The sequence below is a fragment of the Halalkalibacter sp. HAAS-P013 genome (genome assembly GCF_056619925.1).
Genome location: NZ_JBWQTU010000017.1, coordinates 41,229 through 66,452, shown reverse-complemented (window position 1 = coordinate 66,452; position 25,224 = coordinate 41,229). Strand labels below are relative to the sequence as shown.

The following is a 25,224-nucleotide window of genomic DNA, read 5'->3' as shown; positions in this document are numbered from 1 at the left end:
AAGAACTTAATCACTTTTTCTATATTGACTTGGAGTGACAGACAGACGCTTTTTAAACACTTGACTAAAGTATCGTTGATCACTGTAACCAACCATATGAGCAATTTCGTAAGTCTTTAAATCCGTTGTTTTTAACAGTACACAGGCATGTTCAATTCGAAGGTTGGTCAGATATTCTAGAAACGTTACTCCTGTTTTTTGCTTAAATAAAACGCTAAAATAACTGACACTAAAATCGATTTCCTCAGCCACCGACTCAATGCCAATCTCCTTTGTAAAGTTTTCCTTCAAGTATGACTTTGCTTTTTGGATTGCTGCGTCAGGAGAATATTTTGAATGATATTCATTTTTTATATCCTCTTCGGAAACCAATTTCATTTTTAAAAACGAAGCAGATTCAAGCAATTTACATGTTTGCTGATAAGAATTGTACAGGTTACTTATACCAATAACTTCTTTTCCTACCGCTATTTTCACGAGAATATCGATCCTCTCACTTAACTCTCGCATCTCTTCCTTCACTTTTTGATCTAGTGAAACATCCTCTTTATGATGTGCATAAACAAGCACATAGCTAGAATTTTCAACTTTATAGAAAAAAACGTCTGTAAACCTTTCTCTTATTTCTTGATCTGCCCACTCTTTTATTTGCTGTTCATCATTTGCTGATGGTTTATTAAATTCAATCTTAACAATGACATGAGTATGATCGTCATCGTCATTTGTTGTACTTCCAAGTGTTAGTGCTTCGTAGAGATTATGTTTCCTATATTCATATTCTTTTTTCTTCTCATCTTTGTATTTAACAATAACCCTGCGTATACACGCTTCTAATTCTTCATGATCAATCGGTTTTAAAATGTAATCAGATGCGTTATTTTGTAATCCTTCTCTTGCATATTTAAATTCATTGTATCCACTTAACAAAATCACTTCAGGTCTTGCTTGAAACGTTTGCACCTCTTTTAGTAACTCAAGTCCGTTCATTTCTGGCATACAAATATCGGTGATGACAATCTCTGGTTGAATGTCCTTAATAAGAGAAACTGCCTCCTGTCCATCATTAGCCGTTCCTGCAACCTCACAATCAAAAGCTTGCCAGTCAATGACTTTCTTTAAACTTTTAAGAATGAGCGACTCATCGTCAACTAGTACCACTTTATATGTCATCTTGTTCACCCTCACTTAGCGGAAATGTAAGCTTAATCGTTGTTCCCTTGTTCTCCTCCGAACAAATCACCATTCCGTAACATTCACCATAATAAAGTTTAAGACGCTCTTGAACATTCATCACTCCACAACCGATTTTCTGACTAGATGTTTCGCTACCCTGATTGCATTGATTAAACGTTACAAGGACATCATTTGTTATCCCCACTCCATTATCTTCAATAAAGAAAAAACCTTCGCTTCTAGAGATACCTCCACGAATCTTAATAATGCCATCTGTTTTATTCCGGTCAAAAGCGTGAATTAAGATATTCTCTACTAATGGCTGCAGTATAAGTTTTAATATAAAATAGTGTTCTAATTGTTTATCAATCTCAATTTCAAACGTAAACCGTTCATCAAAGCGAACCTTTTGGATTTCCATATAACTAATGACGTGGCGCACTTCATCATTGACGGTCACTTTATCAGCAGCATTAATACTAATTCGCAGTAGCTTTCCGAGATTGATCGTCATTTTACTAATGTCTCTGCTTCCATGCAGCACTGCCATGGAATTGATTGATTCAAGCGTATTATATAAAAAATGTGGATTGATCTGATTTTGCAGCACTTTAAACTCTGCTTTTCTTTTTCGTTCCTGTTCATTTTTAACACGATTTAACAGCGTTGATATTTCCTTGACCATTCTATTAAAACCTTTAGATAGATGATTTAATTCCAGTATAGAAAACGCTTTCATTCTTGTATTCAATTGTCCTTTTTCTATCATTTTCATATTATCTTGAAATTCTGTAATAAAGTGGATAATTCTATTTAGGAATAATTGTTTAAAACAAACCGCAAATACTGTCACAAGAATGACTAACAAAATGGTTACATTCCGAATAACCTTTGTTTCATTCGTGATGAAGCCCCATGGCTTAACAGATATAAGAAACAGTTGAGTAGATTCAAACTCATTTAATGTGATGGGAATGAATGAAATCAAACTTTTTTCTTGGCCCCAGTCTTCTATCAACGTTCCTGATTGACCAATCTCCATAGAACTTGGCAGCTCAACTGTTTCACCAATCAATTGATGGTTAATGCTATAAACAATCTCGCCTTGATGATTGACGATCATTTCCTGTGATCCTTGTTGCTGAAGACCCTTAAACACTTCATCAAAACGATCCAGCTTCACATCAAGAATCAGATAACCGATATCACGAAGGGTGTTAACATCTTTAATGACACGTCCTTGTGAAAAAATTGGATTCTCATTTTCAACAAATTTATCACTTTCGACAGTCGATAGCCAAACGGGCCGGCCTTCTTCTTCTACCATCACATTATAAAACTCTGTTTCTTGAAATTGTCCAAATGATGGTGTTACCGTTCTTTTAAAACTATAGACTTGTCCGGTAGCACTATAAAGAACTAGATCGTCAAGTTTAGACTGACCATACAAAAGTCCTGCAATTGCTTGACCTTGATTATAAAAATCCAGCAGTGACTGCGCATCATTATACTTAATAAATTCTTGAACTTCTCTGGACGAGGTAATGTAATTTGATAAATTATTAACCTCAGAAATAACCATATTTACATTAAGGTCAAGGGTATTCAAAGTTTGCAGCGTCTCATTCCCTACCTTGTTTTTTAATGTTGAAGAGGTTACATGATACGAAACGAACCCTAAAATAAAAATCGGCAATAAAATAAAAAACAAAAATGCAATGAGAATTTTCTTTTGAAATTTCATAAAACACCCATTTTTCTAAAATAATTTGTAATACAGAAATATTATCATGCGTATAGGAGCAAGTATACAAGGTAATAATGGTATATTTAACGACGTATAAATCTGTAAGGTAGAACCATCTTATATGTTCTAGCAGTAATCATTCTTAACTTACTCTAATAGAGCGTGTTCAAAATCCCACATGTTTTAGCAAACACCACGATGAATGAAAACCAGGACTAACGCCTTAGTATTCGTATAAAAAGTATGTGCAATGGTTTCGCATGCTGCGCTCATTTCTTCAAGCTTGTTCCAAAAGGTAAAAAAGACTACCTTTTGGAACAACCTCTAATAGATATATATTTCTTACCTATTTTATCGTATTTGATATAAAGCGCTTTTAATATGGGGTATTCTTTTGATTTATGTTTAAATTCTTATTATTGAGAATGCCGATTTGCATCTCCTCTTCTGATAGTTGTCCTTTCTGTAATTATGTAACGGTGAGTTCATGCAGAAAGGCTAAATTTTGGGGGGAGAAAAGAAATTTGACTGAAATTGCTTCTCCTTCTGAATCCAAGTTCGTTCATTTGGTCCAACCGGAATTCTTGTACGGATTTGATATAGCCACTACTTTCTAAATTTTGATAGACTCGCCTCGTTGTAATGACACTGCACGCTAACTCACTGGGCATGACTCGAATGGATGGAAGCGGTGTTCCTGGTGGAAGATGTCCACCAACAATTAGCGCTTTCACTTGGGTTTCAATTTGATGGTAGATTGGTTCTCTGCTTTCCTCTGAAACACGAATCGGTAGCTTCATCGCTTCCCCCTCCCTCCATTACAGTAATCTCAATTTTTTAGAGGGAGTATCCCTAGAGAAGAGTTTAAAAAATGGAGATCCGAATTCTACCCCCGATTAAAAATGGATTTTCAAATTCAGACAGACATTCAAAATACGGGACTGCTAAAATGAATGAGTGACAATAAAGTTGGTACAATTATATTATCAAGAACTTAATTATTGAAAAAATATTAATAAATAAAGGAGAGCACATATAAATTATGACTAATATGTGTTCTCCATTTATTCAATTAAAGCGCCCGATTGTTGAAAGCCTACCACCGATAAAATAAAACCTCTTTACTTTAAAGAACATTCGTTCATAAACGAAATTATTTGTTGCGCAGTATCCGTCAAATATATGTACTATACTTATCTAACCGTACATTAATTCAAAAAAGAAGACCAAAACTTTATTGTTTTGGTCTTCTTTTTTGAAATTTCTTCCTTATTCCTCACCAATAACCTCTTCTGCAATATTCACCGCATGATCCCCAACACGTTCTAAATTGCTGATAATATCCACGTAAATAATTCCAGCCGATCCTGTACATCTATTTTCATTTATACGAATGATATGCTTCTTACGAAGGTCACGCTCCATTTTATCGATCTTCTCCTCTTTTTCAAGAACAGCTCTAGCTTCATTGATATCTTCCGTATCCAAAGCTTTAATAGCTTGCTTCAATGTAGATAAAGTTAGGTCAAACATCTCATCTAAGTCAGCAATGGCCGAATCAGAGAACGTAACTTTATTTGTAATTTGGTACTCAACAAGCTCCATAATGTTTTCCATGTGATCACCAATACGCTCAAAGTCTCGAATTGAATTCATAAGTGTATGGTGCGCTTTTGAATCTTGGTCAGATAGAGAATGAGATGACACTCGAACTAAATAATCGGTAATTTTTTTATCTAAATTGTTAATCGCATCTTCATATTGTGGAATAAGTTCCCTATGCTTTTTGCCCTGTGTTTTAAAATAAAGACTTACTTCTTTAATCCCATTTTCAGATAGTTCCGCCATACGCATTACTTCTTTTTTTCCTTGACCAATAGCAATACCAGGTGATTGTCTAATGAATTTTTCATCTAAATGAACAGCTTTGTATGGAATCGCTGAATCTTGACCAGGTATAAGTTTAATAACGATCCATGCTAAAACTGCTACAAACGGTAACTGAATTATTGCATTGGTTACATTAAAAATTCCATGTGCGAAGGCAATAGTCATCTCGGGGTTTAGATTTAAACTGTCACGAATATACTCAATTAATATTGTAAAAGGTCTTAGAAGGATTAACACAATAGTAGTACCAATTAAGTTAAAGATAACGTGTGTTAAAGCTGCGCGCTTTGCTGCAACGGAAGTACCTATGGCAGCTAATACAGCCGTAATTGTCGTACCAATATTATCACCGAACAGAACTGGTAACGCAGCATTTAAGTCCATTAAACCTTGTCCAAAAAGTGTTTGAAGCAACCCAATGGCAGCAGTTGAACTTTGAACAGCCACGGTAAAGATTGTCCCAATAAGAACTCCTAATAGTGGATTTTCACTCATGCTTACTGTTAAATCTGCAAAAGCTTGGACTTCTCGAAGTGGCCTAAGACCATCTCCCATAAGATTTAGCCCTAAAAATAAAGCACCAAATCCAAAAATTACTTGTCCGTAATTGTTGATTCTATTGTTTTTGAAGAAGAAGATTAAAAATGTTCCTAACGCAACAATTGGTAATGCATATGCTGAAATTTTAATACCAATGATAAATGCTGTTACCGTTGTACCAATGTTAGCACCAATGATTACACCAATTGCTTGCTTTAAAGTCATAAATCCAGCATTCACTAATCCAATTGTTAACACCGTTGTCCCTGTACTAGTTTGGAGTAAGACTGTAACAAAAATCCCCGCTAGTACACCCATTAATGGATTTGTTGTAAAACGATCAAGCAAATCTCTAAGTCCATCACCTGCAACTTTTTGAAGACCATCCCCTAAATATTTAATCCCAAATAGGAAGATCCCCAGGCCCCCAAAAAACATAAACAGTAGTGTTTGTAAATCCATTTTTACAAATCATCCCTTCTTCTGTATCCATTCGACATTTTTCTACAAAGTCGTTTACCCCTAACAATGCTATAGAATGCCTTATAAAAAGTAAATAGATTCTTTGTAAAGGTTTTGTAAAGTTTATGTAAACACCAGACCATTAGGTTTATCTTAGGAGTTATTTTCTATTATCGCTGTATTTATTTTGTATCAAATCCCAATATATATGCCTTCGAATAATCCTTCGTGTGCATTGATATATTTTAACAAGAGGAATCATGCCGCATATTTATTTAAATAAAAAAGATAAAGCCTTAGAAAAAAAGCTTTATCTTTTTTACTTCTTCGGTTAATTATGCATTTGTAAAAATTCTTTTCAATGTTTCTTTCATCTCAGGTTTCACATTTATTTTCGGCCGAAAAACCTTTGCCATTTTTTCTGCATCTTCGATTGTATCAACTTTTCCTAATGCCAAAAGGGTTCCAATTGCTACCGTTCCTGTTCGATTGCTCCCGCCTTGACAGTGGAAATAGACATTTTTCCCCTCATTAAAAGCATTAATTACTTGATCAATGGAATGCTTAACAGAGTCATCTTGATGATTCGCGTCATCAACAATCGGGCTATGTACTCGATTATGTTTTGTTTCTTCTTTAGGTGCCTCTGCTCTTAAATCAAAAGCAATATCTACTTTTTCATTATTGAACACATCATCAATATCATCCGCTCCGCCAATATATATTCGATCGTTAATTAATTCATGATATTTCTTAGTTGCCATCAACTCTCTCCTTCATTTGATTGACTCCAATCATGTACAATATTACCTTCAAGATATCTTTCTGCATCCAGGGCTGCCATACATCCGCTTCCTGCAGCTGTAATTGCTTGACGATATTTTTTATCCTGTACATCACCACATGCAAATACTCCAGGAAGGTTGGTTTCCGTTGTACCAGGTATAACGTTAATATAGCCTGTTTCATCTGTATCTATTTGATTTTTTAAGAATGAAGTATTTGGGATGTGGCCGATTGCAACAAAAATACCATCAGTCGGAATGATTGCTTCTTCATTTGAATCATTATTCTTTACTTTCAAACCCGTACTCCTTTTTCATTTGCCACTACTTCTAATGGAGTATTATTAAGTTGCCAAACAATTTTTGGATTCTGTCTTGCTCGATCCTGCATAATTTTTGAAGCTCGAAGCTCATTTCTTCTATGAACAATGATTACTTCATTAGCAAACTTCGTTAAAAAATTTGCTTCTTCCATAGCAGAATCACCGCCACCGACAATAATTACCTTTTTACCTCTAAAGAAAAAACCATCGCATGTTGCACATGTACTAACTCCTCGTCCGATACTTTCCTTTTCACCTGGTATATTTAATAGTTTCGCTGAGGCGCCAGTAGATAGAATAAGTGACTCGGTCTCAATTTCACCTAGTCCACTTACTTGTAATCGATATGGTTTTCTCGAGAAATCAACACCTGTAACCCATCCTCTTTTAAATTCAGCGCCAAATTATATATTTAATTATAAGACTATAAAAAGGTCGACAACGTAAAGATTTTGTAAAGAAAATGAAATAACTTAATGACTAATTATTTAAGCTGTTAATCAAACAATAAATTCAAGAGAGGATTCGATTGACATTTGTGTTTTAGTGATCTAACATATAAGCGAAATCTAATATAAGCAACCACTTATATATTATCAATCGTTGCATACTTCCTGAAATAAAAAAATATGCTAAAGGAATGAAATAAAAATGATAAACAGATTGCATGTTGCAATTAATTGCACAGATTTAACAAAGTCATTAGAATTTTATAAAAGTTTTTTTGGGCAGGAACCAACAAAAATTAAAGATAATTATGCAAAGTTTGAACTTAATGAACCCGCTCTTCATTTCTCTTTAAATGTAAGACCCTTTAATCAAAAAGGGGTTTTAAATCATTTAGGTTTCCAGATAAGCAGTACCGACGATGTACTTAAAATGGGAGAACGACTCCGAGAAAGTGGTTTACTTTTAACAGACGAGATGAATACGACTTGTTGCTATGCAGTTCAAGATAAAGTATGGGTATATGATCCAGATGGGAATGCGTGGGAGATTTTCTACACTAAAGAAGATTCTGAATTTGAGTCAGCAGGAGAGTCACGCGATATTTCTCTTTGTTGCGCCCCTCCAACTCAGCAGTCTATAGAATTTATTACTTCTAATAAAAAATAACATTTAAACAAGAAACAGACATCTTCTCTATACAGAAGATGTCTGTTTTCAACTGTTTAATAGCTAGCCCTTTACTCTAGGTATATTCTTTCACAGGGTTACCCCGCAGTATTTAGTCTACTGTGCAATAATTGTCTACTACAAATGTAGGGTTAAAAGACAATACTAATATCCAGAAATCAAGCTTATGAGAACCGCCTTTTACCATATCCGTGGCGATTTCTGAAAGGTTAGGCATTTTCTTGCGCTTCTTAAATTGAAAAAACCACTTTCTTTCATACGCTAATTTGAATGGAAGCTTTCCAAAGTAAGACTTGAGCAACTAAAGAGTCTGTTATTAGAACAAACGAAACTCAGTTCATCGAAAAACTGAAGTCAAGACTTCCGAAACAAAAAGTATTCCACACCTATTTCCGCCGTACTCCAAAAAGAAGCCGATTGATCAAGTATATAAATGTTTGTTTAGAAAATGCTAGTAAGAAAGGTTTTTAGGAAGGGGAATGCAAGATGAGTCATTCAAAAGACCAAAGCCACATTCAACAGATGGCCGATTGGATAAAAACAAATGCTGTTCATATTACGGAAGGATCCGTCAATAAAACGATGATTCGCCATCGTTTAAGAATGGAATTTGACGTTCAAGATGAAGAAATTGTTGACGAGGTGTATGATTTAATCACTGAATAAAAAAAGAAACAATCTCTGATGACGCGTTCGACCAGCACCAGGCTTTTTTTACTGCGAGCGGACTCCAGTTCCGTTATTTCATCAAAATCTAGCATTTTTAAGGGTTTGGTGGACACAGAATCCGCTATTTTCAGAAATTTGCTATCATTAACACCCTTCTAACAAAAATAGCGGAACCACAGTCCTCAAACACCCCCAAAACACTGTTTTTGTCATAGATAAGGGAACGTGAGTCCACTTGAGACGATTGGTAACCGCCAAGGTGGGACAAGGAACCGTCTCCGCCCCCTCCAACTCCCCCTTAACTTGAATTCCTTATCTTACTCATTGTTTGGCTTCTTCCATTCATATGGAACTTTAGACCAATTATAAAAAATAATAATCAAGAACATGATAAAAGAGATCGATATATTTTCAATCCAATTAACCTCTTTATTAGCAAATAATTGCCAAGCAGTACTTGCTATAAAAGAGATTAAGGGTAAGCGGATGCTTTCCTTGATCATATCGGCTGTATCCCCCCTACTTAGTTAATGTTTATACAGTGAGCAATACAGACAATTGCACACCGTTACTTGAATAACAAAAAATAGTAACAATTAATTCAACACTATCGAAAACAGTTTCTTTTCATGTTCATCCATGACTTGAGATTCAAAAGTTTCAATCATTTGTATCATTAATTCTTTCGTTATTTCTTCCTTGGTAAGCATGCCTATCTGTTGGCTAACTTCGGCTTTTAATTTTTCATCTATTACTTCATCGTAGTAGATGAAAAATTAAAAGAAATCTATTAGAGAACGATCATATGGCTTTACTACCTCTTTGAACACTTGAAACGTCGTCATAATTGCTACAACGTCCGGTTCATGAAAAGATAGTAGTATTTCTACACCTTGTCTTTTTTCGTCTTTTGTATCAAATGAATATGACATTGTATCCTGAAATGGTAAACCACCACCAATAAATATAAATAAATCATTATCAGTAGTAATTAGACGTTTATTTGTAGCGTTTTCTACTATTTCACCGTTCCCTTTAATCACAATGGGACCTTCATGGGGATAAAAATGTTTGTATTGTTTTTCAAGAATGAATTGCGTACCAATTAACGCAAGTAAATTACCCATTGATTTGCCTTTATCTTAAATCTTTCAAATGTCTTAAAAACTATATAACTGTATAATATTATTAAAAGAATGATCGTAATATCCGAAGAATTGAGTCTAGCCATGCGGGAATAACAAATGTCAAGAAATCACCTTCAATAAAACGCACCGTTATAATAATAATGAAACAATCTATATTGCCTTCTTACACTAAACTGTTCTGTTTCTTCCCTTTACTTTAACATTAATTTCCTTTTTATTGTCAAAGAAAAAAGCATCCCTTGTTGAAGGGACGCTACCCATTACAATAAAAAGCTATAACGGTTTCCAATTAGAGTCTTTAACATCATTTTGGTTTTCTTACAAACTCGATACACCTTTCCTCACATGCCCCAAATGAAATATAGTTTTTCTGTGCTTGCCTTAAAGAAGGGATATTTGCCCCCCCGCCATAATCAGGGTCATCAAATTGAACTCCATCATCTTTCAGGAACCTGACCTGGCAATTCACTCACCATACAACATTGCCCAACTCATAAGCTGCTCTTTTAAAACAGCTGACACAGTAACTTCTTCTATAATCAACTTGCATCCACAGTTATTACATCACAAGATCAACACAGATTTCGGTACTCCTATATTATGACTAATAGTCTTATTTTATTATAAATTATTTCGAACGTGTATCCGGGACGAGGAACCCGTCCCCGCGACCCTCTTTCTCTTCTTTGCAATAATAGCACCCAATCACTTAATCTTAGTATATAAACTGAAAGCCACCTGATTAAAGGTGACTTTTTTCCTCTTATTCTTTTCACTTAATTATCCCCTATATTTTCAAAACCAAGTAAAGATGATCAAAAGAAAAATTTAATAACGTTCTTCAATTATAGGGGCAGATTGTTTAAATACCGTTTTTTTATACAAAACATATATGTCAGTCCATAAAACCCCTGCAACCATAAACTTTGATTGCTAATTAAAGCGTAGATAATAGGTATTTATCGTTCGAGAACATTCTCTCTACTTACATTATACTCTCAATTATAAATTATTTATAGACTACACTTTCTAAAGTTCCTGTCCTATACTGTTTTATACAAATCTAAAAATATAAGAGGTGTATCAGTATGACTGACAAAAAAGATGTCTTAGATAATGGTCCTTTCTTTCATGGTACTAAAGCAGAACTAAAAATTGGAGATCTATTAGAACCGCACCACTTATCGAATTACCAAGACAAAAAATCTAACTATATATATTTCACTGCAACATTAGATGCGGCAAAATGGGGTGCTGAATTAGCAACTTCTAATTCAAAAGAAAGAATTTACATTGTAGAACCATTAGGTGATTTTGAAAATGATCCGAACTTAACTGACAAAAAATTTCCTGGAAACCCAACACGTTCTTTTAGGTCTAAATCTCCTTTGAAAATAATCGCTGAATTAAGCTCATGGGAAAGACATTCCGATGAAGAAATAAATCATATGCTTACATCTTTAAAAAAGTTACGTGAACAAGGAAAAGCTGTAATAGATGATTAACCTTCAACATCTATAAAATTATGACTAAAAAAAACCAATAATCAACTTGCTTTTACAATTGGTTTTCGTTTCGGCACCGGAGCGCACCAAAAAGCGCAAAAGTTGGAATTTAAGTGTCGCCCACACCCGCCCAACTTTTGACATCTGTACAAATTTAAACCGAACTCCTCCCTCTAATCCTTTAGAGGGATATCCATTCAAAAACGAATTTAATAGTTACGTAGTAATTATAATGACCTCTTCTTCCGTATTACTATTACTTATTGCCTTTACTTAAGTATCTTTTCGCAAAACCATCTACGTTTTTGCATTTATACCCAAATGCCTTATTAAACTATCTGCTCTTTAGTGGAGTAACTTTATTGCCACTCAACAGTTCCTTAATCCACCTATCATTTCAGATCTTCTTTTCACTTTCCACTATAAAAACACCAGATCCAAAGGCGCACAAACATCGCGGTTTTTTTTTATAAACACCGTGACTTTATTTTAAAGTGACAGTATTCGTAATGAGTCATCAAAAATAAGCAACTATATTTATTTTTTGAAAAATATAATTTTCTGCCAGAAAATATTACACATGGGTTGGCGAACACATTAGAGAGGGGATAAGATATGAGTACAAACATTATCAATCTATGGAAAAAGGAGGCCAACTTTTTATGTGGATCATCACTACCTATTCAAAGGGAAACACTACGATGTTTGAATTTGACACAGAAAAAGAAGCAAGAGAAGCTTTTGAGAACATTCAAGGCTACAGAATTATTTCCGAAGTTGTATACTTTAATGATCCTTGTTTCGCATTAGCTGATGTTTAAAATCATTACTAACATACTAATAAAAGGATTAAAACCCAAAAGGTAGGCTGACCTCTCATTCTTATAGGTCTACAACGAGTAAAAAAGAGAGCAGACTGCTAATTCACAGTGGTGCTTCCCCCTAAAAGTTAGAGTTTTATTATGCAGCTGATTGGCAGGATTGAGTTCAGTATTCAACTGGGCTCAATCCTGCCAGTTTGTCTTTTGATCTTTCATGGTTGTACCAATAGATATATTCTTTAATCCGTCTTTTTAATTCTTCATAGCTTACTAATCCTTCCCCATAATACATTTCTTGCTTTAATCCCTCCATCCCTTGGGCCTTATAGGCTCTTACCCAATTGTGTAATGGTGTTTGAGAGGGCATATTGTATTTCTGCGCCAATAATTTATATCCAAGATTTCCATGTAAATACTCAGTAACAAGCTTTATTTTAAATTCCTCGCTATATTGGCCATAAAAACACCCACAAAAGTTAGTTTTCAACTCTAACTTTTTGGGGGTCGGTACCTCCACAGCCTACTTATAAGTTAAAGGATTGGCTTACTAGTAATTATTCCTGCTTCCAATGCAGAGGTAAATTTTAAGCCATACAACATAAAGATACTAAATAAAAACACTCCGGTTAGAGATTGGGAAAAGAGAATAACAATATCTTTTTTATTTAATGAAGGAATCCCCTCTTTGAAAATTAGTAAGGGTACTAATATAAGAGATGCTACTAAAAATCTTAACTCAGATGCTAAAAATATTGGCATTGTTTGAATTAATATTTCGTATGTATGTCTTCATACTGTATATATGAAGATAGGTTGAATTTCGTTGGGAAGATCACGATTTTTGAATAACAGAAAAAAGGTTCCCATCCCCCAATACTTTAAAGTACCGGGGTCAGGAACCTTTTCTTATATACGAGTATCAACATTCTTTGACTCAAAGTCATTAAGCAATACACGAACTTCATCTGTTGACCCTGTGTTCATCAATTGATTTCTTAATTCACTCGCCCCTCGAAAGCCACTGACATAGATCTTAAAAAACCGATGAAGAGATTTGAATGGACGTGTGATATATTCCTTTGAATAGTGATCATAGAGGTCAAGGTGCAACCTTAAGAGATCGAGCAATTCCTTACTACTATGCTCTTTGGATTCCCTTTCAAAGGCGAATGGATTTTTAAAAATACCACGCCCAATCATAACTCCATCAACCCCGTACCTGTGTACGAGATCCAAGCCAGTTTGACGGTCAGGAATATCCCCATTAATCGTCAAAAGCGTATCTGGAGCCACTTCATCACGAAGCTTTTTAATCTCAGGAATCAGTTCCCAATGGGCAGCCACTTTACTCATTTCCTTTTTTGTACGTAGATGAATAGAAAGATTAGTGATATCTTGTTTCAATACGTGTGTAAGCCAGCCGCGCCATTCATCTACCTCTGTGTACCCAAGCCTTGTCTTCACACTTACGGGCAACCCTCCTGCTTTTGCTGCTTGGATCAACTCTGCTGCAACGTCCGGACGACGGATCAGACCGCACCCCTTCCCGTTTGATACCACATTAGGTGCAGGACAACCCATATTGATATCCACACCGCGAAAACCTTCTTTCGCCATTCCAATACTCATTTGCCGAAAATGCTCGGGTTCATCCCCCCATATATGAGCCACAATCGGTTGTTCATCTTCTGTAAAAGTCAGACGCCCACGCACACTATGGTTCCCTTCTGGATGACAATAACTTACCGAGTTTGCGAACTCTGTAAAAAACACATCAGGTCTAGCTGCCGCACTTACGACATGCCGGAAAACAACATCCGTCACTTCCTCCATTGGTGCTAATATAAAAAACGGCCGTGGTAAATCACGCCAAAAATTATCTGTCATAATCAAAATTCAAATCCTCTCATAACGGGACACCAAAACCCCAAAAATAAAAAGCAAGAATGTCTCTGATTCCTCTTACCTTTTACTCTTATACCACGCTTTGGGACTTTTTATCAAATGATAGAGAATTTCGTCTCCTTGCTTCGAAAAGAATTCAACATAAAAGGGACCCTGTATCTACACAATATTTAGGTTTCTTAGCTGCTTTTATTCATTTGTAGTTGTGACAAATCAATACTATAACCCGTTTTCATCAACAAATTGCAATAAACATTAGGTATTCTAGGCATTGTGTGTTATGCTTCATCTAACCATTTTACCATTTGTATCATGTTTGCCCCGAGGCTGACTAAGTAAAATGCCAAATCCGTCAATTCGAGAAGATAGACTTTTACCAGATGGTTTATATATCAAATTGCTAAAAGGGTAGGCATTCATTAGTCAGCCTTTTTTGTATTGTTTGTTTGCATAAAAAAAAGGACTCTAATCTAGAGTCCTTTTTCCATTATGCCTTGTTTACATTAACAGCTTGAAGTCCACGTTGACCTTGCTCTGTATCAAATGTAACTTTTTGGCCTTCATCTAAAGATTTAAATCCTTCGCCTTGGATAGCTGAGAAATGTACGAATACATCATCTCCACCTTCAATTTCGATGAAACCGAATCCTTTTTCTGCGTTAAACCATTTTACTGTACCTTCTTGCATGTTTGTTTCCTCCTGCGGTGGATTACGTCCACCATTTATTACTATAGATGTTCAGTTATCAAAGGCGAAAAGTTTAACCACTTATTCGTTCCTACAGATCGAACAAAAATAATTCTTCTTTAGAATAACAGATAAGATACAGAAAAGCAAACTGTGTTTAATTTGGAATTGGAACCAAAGCTTATAAACACCTTAAAAACTTTTTTCAGTTCCCATTTATTAGAACTAGGAAAGAAGTGGGCCGTGGCACCTGTCCCCGCGACCCTGCACCCGACCCACCCAACCTTTACTTCCTTTTATTCCCTTTATTGTTATCACCGCTAGCTGGAACTTTGCCGTGTAATTCTGGTGCATTTTGATTACGGCTGCCTTTATTGTATTTTTTGGTCATATTTCACATCTCCTTTCTTAATTCTTTCTTCAGTTTGTCCCTTTTTTGAAATCATATGTTTTTTCTATTCATATTTCGTAACTACTCAACTTATCCATAAATGATAAACTCAGAATTGGGTAATCTAAAAATGGGAGGTATGAAAATGATCGCTTATTTTGGTACTATGAATAAAATTGAAGATTTTACTAGTGAAGCAAAGGTTCAAAACGTCAATAACGTTATTGGTACAATTGGCTTTTGGCTTACATCTGATATTCAGTCTGCTAAACCCTATGCAACAGGAACGGAGACGGTTTATCAAAAGTCCGAAACGGAATTTTGGGAAGATGGAGCACCTAAGGTTATTCAAGTTGAAAGGCGAGTAACTGGCTTCATTTATAAAATATTTATAGATGAACCAAACCTTAAAATATATGATTCTAATACCGTGGATTCGTATGAGTTGTTTATGAATGAACGTGACAAATATTGTGAATATATTCATGCCAGAAAAAGAAACTTTACCTGGAAAGATGAGGCTATCCTTTTAAACATGGAGGAAGCCAATGAGAAATTTCGTAACAGCCTTATTCGTCAGGGGTATGAAGGCTTTGTCATTCAAAATTGCAAACTACAAAATGGGGTTACTGACTTGTATTGTCTTTTTTCAATAGAATCTCCGCTCATTTCAGACATTATACCGGTAGAAACTTTGTAGTGTGAAACAGTGCCTGTCCCCCATCCACTAACGCTTTAAATAAGCGGGGGACCATAACCCACGGTTACCTATGACTACTCATGTATTTTTCTATCAAACTCTTATGGTATGGTATTAATATTTCTTGATCGATCATCGGTAAGATTTCCTCTTTTGTCGCCCACTTCACTCGTTGTACTTCCACTGGCTGTAACGTTAATTCCATTAATCTGTCATTTTATAATAGCATTTCATTCCCAAATAATCTGCTGACTCCCAGTCCACTAGTAGAGGCCAAGCACTGAAAGAAAGACATCCACTATAAATATTGATATAATTGAATTAGTTTTAGCCCATTATTCACATAAAAAAAAGACCAATTACTTTTCAAAAGGAGACGAGAAGGATGAGAACAATAAAGCTTGGAACTAGTGAATTAGAAGTACCTGTTGTTGCAGTAGGTTGTATGCGGATTAATTCACTCGCTAAAAATGAGGCAGAAAGCTTTGTACAGACAGCATTAGAAAATGGTGCAAACTATTTTGAGCATGCTGATATTTATGGTGCAGGTGAATGTGAGGAAATATTTGCTGACGCTGTTCACATGAATGATGATGTCCGGGAAAAGTTGATTCTCCAGTCTAAATGCGGTATTCGACCAGATATAGGCACGTTCGATTTTTCCAAAGAACATATTTTAAATTCCGTTGACAAAATCCTAAAGCGTTTGAAAACAGATTATTTGGATGTTTTCCTTCTTCATCGTCCGGACGCACTAATGGAGCCTGAAGAGGTTGCAGAAGCCTTCGACATTCTCGAAAATTCAGGAAAAGTAAGACATTTCGGAGTTTCCAATCAGAATCCGATGCAAATGGAGCTTTTAAAGAAATACATAAAACAACCGATCGTTGCTAACCAGCTTCAATTAAGTATTACAAACACAACGATGATTTCCAGTGGGATCAATGTCAATATGGAAAATGAAGCTGCAGTCAATCGCGATGGCAGTGTGCTTGATTACTGCAGGTTAAACGATATTACAATCCAGCCTTGGTCACCTTTCCAGTATGGCTTTTTTGAAGGCGTATTCCTCGGAAACGAAAAGTTTCCGGAATTGAACAAAAAAATTGATGAGGTTGCTGCAAAATATGAGGTATCAAATACAACGATTGCTATTGCATGGCTGCTGCGCCACCCTGCGAACATGCAACCTGTAATCGGAACGATGAATGAAGGCCGATTAGTAGACTGTATTAAAGCTAGCGATGTCCACCTCACCCGTGAAGAGTGGTATAGCATCTATCGTTCCGCAGGAAACATACTTCCTTAATTTAAAGCATGGGGACGGGTCTTCCGTTTCGTTTATTACAGAATTGTAACTGATTTGAAAGCCTAGGTCCGTCCCCCGCTTTCCCCAGTTAAAGATAGAAATTCTTCATGTCGAACATATTCGGCTATCGCAGCAATTATGGTTGTATATTTTTCTTTTAACGCGATTCAAAAATCTAGACCCTTTTTTCTGTTGAATACCTCCGTATAATCGAGTACTTAGTGATAGTAAAATAAGCGGAGATTTTTCGGTTAGATGCAGAATAGAGCTCGTTCCGGGGTATATAGGCGGAGGTTTTCCGATTATGCAATGAAAAAATTACCCATTTCCAGATTTTTTGAGTCAATAGGAGGAATATCTCCGTCTATTTAAGCTATTTTTAATGCTAATTACTATTTAAAAGAAGTTTCTACTTTTATTTACCAGATCGGGTTCTTAACCTGATCCCCTAGCCGATTAGAGCGGACCCTCACCACCTCATCAGGAACCTTTTCTTATATACGAGTATCAACATTCTTTAACTCAAAGTCATCAAGCAATGCCTGCACTTCATCTGTTGACTCTGGAGTACCTTTATTATTTTCATACGATGGACCTCACTCATTCCCAGATAAGTTCAAGAAAACGGATAGAGAAAGCAAATGCACATATCCACGTATGTGTACGGAATGGTAAGCCATCGCTTTACTGAATAGTCCAATCCCTCTTCCTTCATAGTTTGCTAAATAAAATAGCACCAGTACCATGTTCTACTATCATTTTCATGGGTTGTTTTAATTGATAACCACAACCACATCGCTTACTTCTAAAAATATCACCACTATGACAAATGGAATGCATTCTAATAATGGCATCATCAACGTAACTAAAATCACCATAGGTCTTTTTTAAATCAGCTACCATGACAGTCACATTACCACTTTTGAACATTGTATAACTCCTCCATTTTCATATATTAAACATTATTTTATTTATAAATAAAGTTTACCACCTTTGCTACGATCGGATTACAATTAAACTTTACTTTTAAAAATCCTACCAAATTTCCTTTTTTCTTTGAATAATCCTGCTTCGTAGTAGAACGGCGATAGCCCATATTAAGCTATCGCTCCCTTTAACTCAAGTGAATTTCTTCACAAACTAAGAGAGAGCGAGCCAATTCTTCAACAGGTATGCTGACCGTTTAGTGTAACAAGCAAAAAAGCTGCCGAAGCAGCCAATTTTCGTTATACAAAATTATTAGTAAACATTTTTTCATATTCATTTTGAAAAAACATCCTTTTAAAGAATCTATTCATTAATTAACTTTAATGCCGAATTTAATACGTCAACAACCCTGTCACACCAATTGTCAAATTCCTCATCTGGTATTTGTAGTTCAGGATGAGCTAATATGTATTCGACCGTTTGCCTAATCCCTTGGTCAATTCGGGTCGTAGCAACAAAATCGGGAACAAGCCTTTTTAGTTTAGAATTATCGAAAACGACAGAATTCGCCTTATCGCCTAATAATCCACCCCTGTAATCCTCCTTACTGCATGCGTCCAAAAATTCCGATGACACATGGATTGCATTGAGTTTTACTCCGAGTGCGTCTGCAATTGTTTCGTAAATTTGATTCCAGGTAACACTTTCATCTGACGTGATATGAACAGACTCACCAATTGCATGGATATTGCCCATCAAACCAATAAAACCTTTAGCAAAATCACTATTGTGCGTCATCGTCCACAAGGATGTACCATCACCATGAATGATAACGGGTTTATTCTCCAACATTCGTTTTGCTACCTGCCATGTGCCCTTGCTACCATGTACTCCAAGTGGAATTGAAAGTTCATCATAGGTGTGACTTGGTCTTACAATCGTAATCGGAAAGTCTTCCTCTCGATAGAGCTTCAGCAAATACTCTTCACAGGCAATCTTATTTCTCGAATATTGCCAATATGGATTTGATAATAGCGTTCCTTCTGTAATTCGATAGTCGGACAAAGGAGTTTGGTATGCAGAAGCAGAGCTAATAAAAACAAACTGTTTCGTTTTCCCCTTAAATAAGCGATAATCTCTTTCAAGCTGTTCCGTTTCAAACGCGATGAAATCAGCAACGACATCAAACTCTAAATCTTCAATTAGTTTGGAGACATGGTCTTCATCATTAATATCAGCTTGAAATAAGTATACCCCTTCTGGCAAGCGGTGCTTTCGATTCCCCCTATTCAGAAGATAGAGCTCACATCCCTTTTCTACTAGCTGCTTCGTAATGGCAGAACTAATCGTTCCCGTCCCTCCAATAAATAACGCTTTCATTTTTCCACCTCCGCTAATCTTAAAACAATTAATTGTAATTATACGTTACCAAGTAAATGTTCAATGCTACTAGCAAAATTCCTTTTTTTATGCTCATTATCCTAAGACATTGTTTTGCTACTCATATGTGAAACAAAGTGAAGAACGTTATTTAGGATAAATGCAACAGAGGAGCACCTTAACCTGCTCCCCATCACTTGATATAAAACATTATTTCACGTGACCTAACCCTCTATTTAAGGGCTGGTGAAAGATTGAAAGATCAATAGCCTCAGCCATAGCTTTTAGCCCAAAATCGTTTGGATGCAATGCATCTCCACTATCATAAGCAGGGAGAATTTTCTCAGGGTTGCTAGGGTCAGCTAATACACGATCAAAATCAATGAATCCATCTAAAATATCATTATTTCGTATCCACTTATTCACTTCTTGGCGTGTCTGTTCACCTTCTTCAGTGAAATAATTTCCAAGATCGTATGCATTAAATGGAGTCAAGGTACCTGCATAAATTCTTAACCCACGCTCATGAGCCTGTAAAGCAATTTCTTTTATTCCGGCTATAATTTCGTTTGCATCATAAACATGTGGATGATGCCTAATATCATTGATTCCTTCTAACAGAATAATATCCGTTACACCAGTTTGAGAAAAAACATCTCTTTCTAATCGTGAAAGTGCTTTTTCTCCAAAGATAGGAGAATCTGTTAGGATGCGATTACCCGTGATTGCTTGATTAAGTACCGAGAACGTTTGATTTTTTATTTCTTTGTCTAGCCGATCATTTAGTACATCAGTCCAACGACGATTTTCATTTAAAGTTGATAAATATCCATCCGTTATTGAATCTCCTAACGCTACAATTACTCGAGACTTATTATTTGAGTGGGTAAGAACATCAACACCTGATAACCAAAACCATGCGCCGGCTGTTTGGTTGAATGCGCTCTTATTATTTACATCAGCAAAATTACCTTGTTTTGAAATATACGTCGTTTGGTTTGAAATAAAATGCCATGTAGTCGGTCCGCTTTCAGAAGCAACATATACGCTAATCGTTAAATCAGAACCGTCTTTTACGTCAAAAGAAATTGGATCACTAAACATTTCTTCTCCAGCAGGAATCGTAACAGATTCCTCATTATCAAAAGTTAACGATTTAACAGAGTCAGCAACTACATCCGCTCCCTCTAATGTATGAGCTACTGTTACTTTATCAAACGTTAACGGTTGTTCTCCAAATGCGTTAGATAGGCGAATTCGTACCTTTGAACCAGATGCATTTGGATTGACAATCATACGAATGGTTTGATTGTTAAAGCTTTCATTCGAAATTCCACCTTCATGTGCTGCTATTTGACTAGAAGACCAAGCACCAACCCAATGACCCGTTTGACTAGTCTCTTTTGCAAATACAGAGGAACCAATGGAACTGATACATAATCCGATCATGACAGTTACAATAACTAACAGAATGTTCTTTTTTAGATTCAATTTATTTTCCTCCTGGAAACTTGAAGTTCAGGTTCTGATGTGTTTTTAACACATTTATTAATACCCTGTTTTCACCATTCTTTTAAAGTCGTCCAATGTATGTTCTTGAAGAATCATAATACGAGGCAATTCAAAACGATCACTTTCACTTGTACTTATTCCACCGCCAACTTTAAAGGCACCTTTAAATCCTAATTCTTCAAGGACTGAGATCGTATCAACGTTATAATCTCCGTAAGGATAAGCGAAAACATTCGTCGTCTTACCCGTTAACTCTTTGAGCGCTATAGTTGCATCATTAATTTCGGCGTATTGTTCTGCTTTACTTAAACTCGTTAGAAAAGGGTGTGTTACAGTATGGTTTTGGATATCAATTCCATCTTCCATTACGGTCAAGATTTCATTACTCGTCATGTTCCAGCTTCCATCTACCCAATCGGAAACGGTAAACTGAGTTGCTTTCATCCCATATTTTTGCAAAACAGGATATACATATGGGTAAAAATCATCTGAATTATCATCAAATGTCAGCAGTACAGCTTTTTTAGGCATCGCAGCTTTTTTATCAAGGATGTTAAAATATTGTTTAATCGTTAAAGTTAGATACCCATTTTCTTTCAAGTAAGCCATATGTTTCTCAAATTCTTCAAGGCTTAATTGCCATGGATTGGTCGGATCAGGGTCGGGTTTAACGACATGATATAACAAAACAGGAATTTCTACGCTTGTCGATTTTTTAGGCGCTGCCTCTATAAAGTTATTAGTAGAAACTACTAAAAGTAAGGAAGCAAGAAACAACATATACACTTTTTTCAACACGACCATCCTTTCGAATAAAAAGTAATTTTTAATAGATTATTTACTTTCTAACAAATTCTCCTTTCAATTTATTCAGCGGATTAAATAGGAAAAGGCTTTCATTTAATCGTAGCTAAAACCTTGTATGTTCTATGAACACTCGTTAATTATAGCAACCCACACTTTGTTTATCCGTCAGACGAAGTATGTATTTTTCATATTATTCCTACTTTTCTAACTCATCCAAAACAAGTTAGTTAGACCTAGTTATTTCAGCTGCTTTCTTTATACATTTGTCGCATTTTGACTCTAATATAGTTAATTTTCCGCAGTCCCCTTATCTTAACAATCGTTAAACGTCCTTATTTCCTTGGTACCTACAACCTTAAAACCCATCCAAATTGAATTGGGATGGGTTTACAAATCTGTTCCTTCTACACCGGCCACTCTTCAAACGTATAGACCCATTTTCCAAAACATATAGCTTTTACCTTTGAGTCAATATAGATGACAGTTCTTATAAAACTAATCCTTCCGTTTTGTTTAAAAACCCGCTCAATGCTATGCATTAAACCAATAAGAATTTCAATGAAGCCTAAATAGGAACCAGGATGACAATCGCTGACTCCTACCATAACGACCTAAGCCTTTTTCACAAATAATTCTAATAACTCTTTGGCACTATGCACTTCTTTATCTGGTTTATAGGTAGCATTAGTCGGTAAATCTTTCTTACGATGATTCATCCAGATCGCTTGCCAGCCTGCTTGTTTTGCTCCGATAATATCTTTTTCAAAATTATCCCCGATATACACGGTTTTGGTTTGGTCAAGGTCCATTTTCTGTTCAATAAAATCAAATACTTCTCTTTTCGGTTTTGCATGACCAATCGTTCCAGAAATAAACGTCATTTCTGCCGGAATCCAACGACTAAGGTTGAGCTGTTTAATTTTCATTGCTTGATGTTTTTCTTCACCATTTGTAAGAATCCCAAGCTGTTTCCCTTCTTTGTAAAGTACATTTAGTAGTTCTTCGACTTCTGGAAACAAGGTAATGTTTTTTTGTTCAGTCACATACGTTTCATGAAAAATAGTCGCTTTTTCCGTATCTATAGGGATGTTAAAATCCTTACAGGCAGCCATGATTCGTCCGGTTTGCCATTCAAATTGGGATATTTCACCTGCTTCACTTTGATCAAATAAAATCTCGCTATACTTACGACTAGCTTTATATAATTGATCGATTTCTTCGTCTGAAAATGGTTCTTGAAAAAGCTTCCTCACCGTTTTATGAAAAGATTGTGCTTGATCATATAGTGTATCATCGACGTCAAAAATTATCGTATCCATTCTCATAGCCCTCCTTATATAATGATGATATCACTTATTTATCAACTAGAGAAAACAAAGAGCTAACTAACTACTCCGTTCATCTCTCTGCCTTTGAATAAGAAGTCTTGTCAATAATCGAGTAAGTAGTGATAGTAAAATAAACGGACATTTTTCGGTTAGATGCAGAATAGAGCTCGTTTCGGGGTATATAGGCGGAGGTTTTCCGTTTATGCAAAGAAAAGTTACCCATTTTCAGATTTTTTGAGTCAATAGGCGGAATATCTCCGTCTATTTAAGCTATTTTTAATGCTAATTACTAAATAAAAGAAATTTCTACTTTTATTTATCAGATCGGGTTCTTAAGCTGATCCCCCAGCCGATAAGAGCGGATTCTCACGACCCCAGATGCAGGAATCAGCATCTTTTTATCGACTAGTTGAGAAAGCACTTTTTTTACCGTCTTGTCACTTAGCTTCAAATACTTCTGGACTTCTATAGGGGATATGGCTTCTCCTTTTCGAATTGCTAGACGCAGCACTTCCTTTTCTACTAAGGATAAAGTGGTCAGGTCCAGTTCATCCCCCAGCCATCGGCCAATCACTTGCTGAACAATTTGTTGGCATCGACGAGGCTTCTCTTTAACTTGGTCATAAGAAAAGCGTATCACGGTCCATCCGTCAATCACCAACTGGTTTTGACGTTCTAGGCTGTCGGAAAATTGCCATCTGCTTATCTCCTTTAAATGAGGGCCATATCCATCAATCTCAAAGCAAATTCGAATGGTGGGCCGGATATAAGCAAAATCCAAATACCTTGTACCATCTTTGAAATCATTGACTTCATATTCTGGATACAGATACCGAAAATGGTGGAATAAAGGCCACCACACTTCCTTCAAAAACAACATTTCAGCATGTTTGTGACCCTCTTGTAAACGCCGCAACCGTTCACCGGTTCTTGCCTGCAAGTGAGCATTTATAAAGATCTGGTATTCTTCTTCAAATCCCATAGCATCCCTCCTCCTATCTAATGATCATGTCTTTTGCCATTTAATTGATACTCTTCATAGGATAAATATTAATTTACAGGTAGGTTGCCAAATAGTAAGAAAGATGATCGAAAACCATGAGCATTTAATCTTTATACATATTCCATGACATAAATGAATCATCTCCATTATTAATTGATTCGAACTCAGGAAAGTTTTTTGAAATTAATGAGCGGTAATACGAGTAATCAGGAGAATTTATTATGTGTCTTAAATTGGAGGGGCTAATATAATAAGAAAATTAAGGAAGAATTTAAAGGGAGAACTATTTTCAGTTTAATAGAATTCTAAAATTTGTCAATAAATTCCCCCTATATTGCGACAATATCTTTTCATTTCTATTTCCGTTAAAAGGCAGCACTCTGTTTAAGACTTATGTTTTTAGTGGCAACATAAAAAATAAGCATCAAATACAAATACAACAAACATGTATATAACGCTTTAGTGAGACTTCTAATCATTTTTAATTTACATAGTTACAAAGTTTACCTATCTGTTCTACTTCAACCACTACAATATCCCCCGACTTCATTGGACAACTTCCAGAAGGAGAGCCAGTAGCCAAAACATCACCTGGTTCCAGTGTCATTACCTGTGAAATCCAACTGATAAGATAAGGAATTGAAAGTGACATCTGATTCGTATTTGGCCACTTCACCTTCCATTTCCACCTGCTTAGATAAATCATTTGACGGCAGAACGATGTTGGCCTGATCGGGAATCACGGAAGACGCCGGTTTCAAAAACAAAAATGGTTCTTTAAGATTTGCTTTCCCACCAGTTTCTTTTGCATGATCAGCATATGTCCATCCGAAATTAACAATTTTCGAGGGTACTACTGGCTCCAAAATCTTCACATCATTATATTTAACTCTTTCTCCATCAAGTTTTAAATCATTGCTTACTACTTCAGCAAAAGTACTACTACATAATTGTAATATCTCGTCATCTTCAACAATTCCATAATATGCATTTCCGTCACATCTTTGATAGCGAACTATCGTCTTTGTTTTTTGTAGTACTTTCATTGTCACACCAACCTCTCATTATATTCCT

At 35.8% G+C, this 25,224-nt stretch carries 24 protein-coding genes and 3 pseudogenes; 6 read left to right on the top strand and 21 right to left on the bottom strand.

Annotated elements, in window-relative coordinates; translation table 11 throughout:
- Positions 1–6: 6 nt before the first annotated feature.
- The 6 genes and pseudogenes from AC1FXP_RS19865 to AC1FXP_RS19840 all read right to left on the bottom strand — a co-directional run.
- Complete coding sequence (locus AC1FXP_RS19865; RefSeq protein WP_480063719.1) at positions 7–1,170, bottom strand: response regulator; 1,164 nt, start codon at positions 1,168–1,170, stop codon at positions 7–9.
- Positions 1,160–2,917: a sensor histidine kinase gene (locus tag AC1FXP_RS19860; protein ID WP_480063718.1), complete on the bottom strand. Its 1,758-nt coding sequence runs from the start codon at positions 2,915–2,917 to the stop codon at positions 1,160–1,162. The genes AC1FXP_RS19865 and AC1FXP_RS19860 overlap by 11 nt, the downstream gene beginning before the upstream one ends.
- A 488-nt stretch (positions 2,918–3,405) precedes the next feature.
- Positions 3,406–3,720: a GntR family transcriptional regulator gene (locus AC1FXP_RS19855; protein WP_480063717.1), complete on the bottom strand. Its 315-nt coding sequence runs from the start codon at positions 3,718–3,720 to the stop codon at positions 3,406–3,408.
- Between the two features lie 469 nt (positions 3,721–4,189).
- Entirely contained in the window at positions 4,190–5,812 is a 1,623-nt protein-coding gene (locus AC1FXP_RS19850) for a Na/Pi cotransporter family protein (RefSeq protein ID WP_480063716.1), read from the bottom strand.
- 335 nt (positions 5,813–6,147) lie between these two features.
- Complete coding sequence (locus AC1FXP_RS19845) at positions 6,148–6,576, bottom strand: protein-tyrosine phosphatase family protein (protein WP_480063715.1); 429 nt, start codon at positions 6,574–6,576, stop codon at positions 6,148–6,150.
- Positions 6,576–7,324: pseudogene (locus tag AC1FXP_RS19840) on the bottom strand (NAD(P)/FAD-dependent oxidoreductase); the annotation flags it as partial. The gene AC1FXP_RS19845 and the pseudogene AC1FXP_RS19840, both read right to left, overlap by 1 nt.
- 250 nt (positions 7,325–7,574) lie before the next feature.
- Between AC1FXP_RS19840 and AC1FXP_RS19835 the strand changes: the two are divergent.
- Positions 7,575–8,036, top strand: coding sequence for an ArsI/CadI family heavy metal resistance metalloenzyme (locus AC1FXP_RS19835; protein WP_480063748.1), 462 nt, complete (start codon positions 7,575–7,577; stop codon positions 8,034–8,036).
- Between the two features lie 507 nt (positions 8,037–8,543).
- On the top strand, positions 8,544–8,723 hold the full coding sequence (locus AC1FXP_RS19830; protein ID WP_480063714.1) for a hypothetical protein: 180 nt from the start codon (positions 8,544–8,546) through the stop codon (positions 8,721–8,723).
- 320 nt (positions 8,724–9,043) lie between these two features.
- On the opposite strand, the gene AC1FXP_RS19825 is transcribed toward AC1FXP_RS19830, so the two are convergent.
- From AC1FXP_RS19825 to AC1FXP_RS19815, 3 genes and pseudogenes are all read right to left on the bottom strand, one after another.
- Entirely contained in the window at positions 9,044–9,229 is a 186-nt protein-coding gene (locus tag AC1FXP_RS19825) for a hypothetical protein (RefSeq protein ID WP_480063713.1), read from the bottom strand.
- Positions 9,230–9,502: 273 nt separating this feature from the next.
- A complete protein-coding gene (locus tag AC1FXP_RS19820; RefSeq protein ID WP_480063712.1) occupies positions 9,503–9,853 on the bottom strand; it encodes a hypothetical protein in 351 nt (116 codons plus the stop codon).
- A 294-nt stretch (positions 9,854–10,147) separates the two neighbouring features.
- A pseudogene (locus AC1FXP_RS19815) lies at positions 10,148–10,316 on the bottom strand (CPCC family cysteine-rich protein); the annotation flags it as partial.
- Between the two features lie 646 nt (positions 10,317–10,962).
- On the opposite strand from AC1FXP_RS19815, the gene arr reads away from it, so the two are divergent.
- Together arr and AC1FXP_RS19805 are read left to right on the top strand one after the other, a co-directional pair.
- Positions 10,963–11,379 carry an NAD(+)--rifampin ADP-ribosyltransferase gene (gene arr / locus AC1FXP_RS19810; protein WP_480063711.1) on the top strand — a complete coding sequence of 139 codons (417 nt, stop codon included), beginning with the start codon at positions 10,963–10,965 and terminating at the stop codon, positions 11,377–11,379.
- Between the two features lie 662 nt (positions 11,380–12,041).
- Entirely contained in the window at positions 12,042–12,200 is a 159-nt protein-coding gene (locus AC1FXP_RS19805; protein WP_480063710.1) for a hypothetical protein, read from the top strand.
- A 166-nt stretch (positions 12,201–12,366) separates the two neighbouring features.
- Here AC1FXP_RS19805 and AC1FXP_RS19800 read toward each other — a convergent pair whose 3' ends face one another.
- The 4 genes from AC1FXP_RS19800 to AC1FXP_RS19785 all read right to left on the bottom strand — a co-directional run bounded on the left by AC1FXP_RS19800 (position 12,367) and on the right by AC1FXP_RS19785 (position 14,793).
- The gene (locus AC1FXP_RS19800) at positions 12,367–12,717 is read right to left on the bottom strand and encodes a transposase (RefSeq protein ID WP_480063709.1); all 351 of its coding nucleotides are present in this window, start codon (positions 12,715–12,717) and stop codon (positions 12,367–12,369) included.
- 14 nt (positions 12,718–12,731) lie between these two features.
- Entirely contained in the window at positions 12,732–12,968 is a 237-nt protein-coding gene (locus tag AC1FXP_RS19795) for an EamA family transporter (protein WP_480063747.1), read from the bottom strand.
- Positions 12,969–13,106: 138 nt separating this feature from the next.
- Entirely contained in the window at positions 13,107–14,087 is a 981-nt protein-coding gene (locus tag AC1FXP_RS19790; RefSeq protein ID WP_480063745.1) for a tRNA dihydrouridine synthase, read from the bottom strand.
- Between the two features lie 505 nt (positions 14,088–14,592).
- Positions 14,593–14,793 carry a cold-shock protein gene (locus tag AC1FXP_RS19785; RefSeq protein ID WP_317123950.1) on the bottom strand — a complete coding sequence of 67 codons (201 nt, stop codon included), beginning with the start codon at positions 14,791–14,793 and terminating at the stop codon, positions 14,593–14,595.
- Between the two features lie 536 nt (positions 14,794–15,329).
- On the opposite strand from AC1FXP_RS19785, the gene AC1FXP_RS19780 reads away from it, so the two are divergent.
- Positions 15,330–15,884 carry a hypothetical protein gene (locus tag AC1FXP_RS19780; protein WP_480063707.1) on the top strand — a complete coding sequence of 185 codons (555 nt, stop codon included), beginning with the start codon at positions 15,330–15,332 and terminating at the stop codon, positions 15,882–15,884.
- 385 nt (positions 15,885–16,269) lie between these two features.
- Positions 16,270–17,193 (top strand): aldo/keto reductase, encoded by a 924-nt coding sequence (locus AC1FXP_RS19775; protein WP_480063706.1) that lies wholly within the window; start codon positions 16,270–16,272, stop codon positions 17,191–17,193.
- Between the two features lie 671 nt (positions 17,194–17,864).
- Here the strand turns inward: AC1FXP_RS19775 and AC1FXP_RS19770 are convergent.
- The 8 genes and pseudogenes from AC1FXP_RS19770 to AC1FXP_RS19735 all read right to left on the bottom strand — a co-directional run.
- Positions 17,865–18,072: pseudogene (locus AC1FXP_RS19770) on the bottom strand (GTP cyclohydrolase II); the annotation flags it as partial.
- A 411-nt stretch (positions 18,073–18,483) separates the two neighbouring features.
- Complete coding sequence (locus tag AC1FXP_RS19765; protein ID WP_480063705.1) at positions 18,484–19,500, bottom strand: SDR family oxidoreductase; 1,017 nt, start codon at positions 19,498–19,500, stop codon at positions 18,484–18,486.
- 210 nt (positions 19,501–19,710) lie between these two features.
- Positions 19,711–20,991 (bottom strand): SGNH/GDSL hydrolase family protein, encoded by a 1,281-nt coding sequence (locus AC1FXP_RS19760; RefSeq protein ID WP_480063704.1) that lies wholly within the window; start codon positions 20,989–20,991, stop codon positions 19,711–19,713.
- Positions 20,992–21,048: 57 nt separating this feature from the next.
- Positions 21,049–21,798 (bottom strand): polysaccharide deacetylase family protein, encoded by a 750-nt coding sequence (locus AC1FXP_RS19755; RefSeq protein ID WP_480063743.1) that lies wholly within the window; start codon positions 21,796–21,798, stop codon positions 21,049–21,051.
- A gap of 632 nt (positions 21,799–22,430) precedes the next feature.
- Positions 22,431–23,138, bottom strand: a complete 708-nt coding sequence (locus tag AC1FXP_RS19750; protein ID WP_480063703.1) for an HAD family hydrolase — start codon at positions 23,136–23,138, stop codon at positions 22,431–22,433.
- Positions 23,139–23,466: 328 nt separating this feature from the next.
- Positions 23,467–24,129, bottom strand: coding sequence for a DNA-binding response regulator (locus tag AC1FXP_RS19745; RefSeq protein WP_480063702.1), 663 nt, complete (start codon positions 24,127–24,129; stop codon positions 23,467–23,469).
- Positions 24,130–24,631: 502 nt separating this feature from the next.
- Complete coding sequence (locus AC1FXP_RS19740) at positions 24,632–24,802, bottom strand: fumarylacetoacetate hydrolase family protein (RefSeq protein WP_480063742.1); 171 nt, start codon at positions 24,800–24,802, stop codon at positions 24,632–24,634.
- The gene (locus tag AC1FXP_RS19735) at positions 24,738–25,196 is read right to left on the bottom strand and encodes a DUF2437 domain-containing protein (protein WP_480063701.1); all 459 of its coding nucleotides are present in this window, start codon (positions 25,194–25,196) and stop codon (positions 24,738–24,740) included. The genes AC1FXP_RS19740 and AC1FXP_RS19735 overlap by 65 nt, the downstream gene beginning before the upstream one ends.
- Between the last annotated feature and the right edge of the window lie 28 nt (positions 25,197–25,224).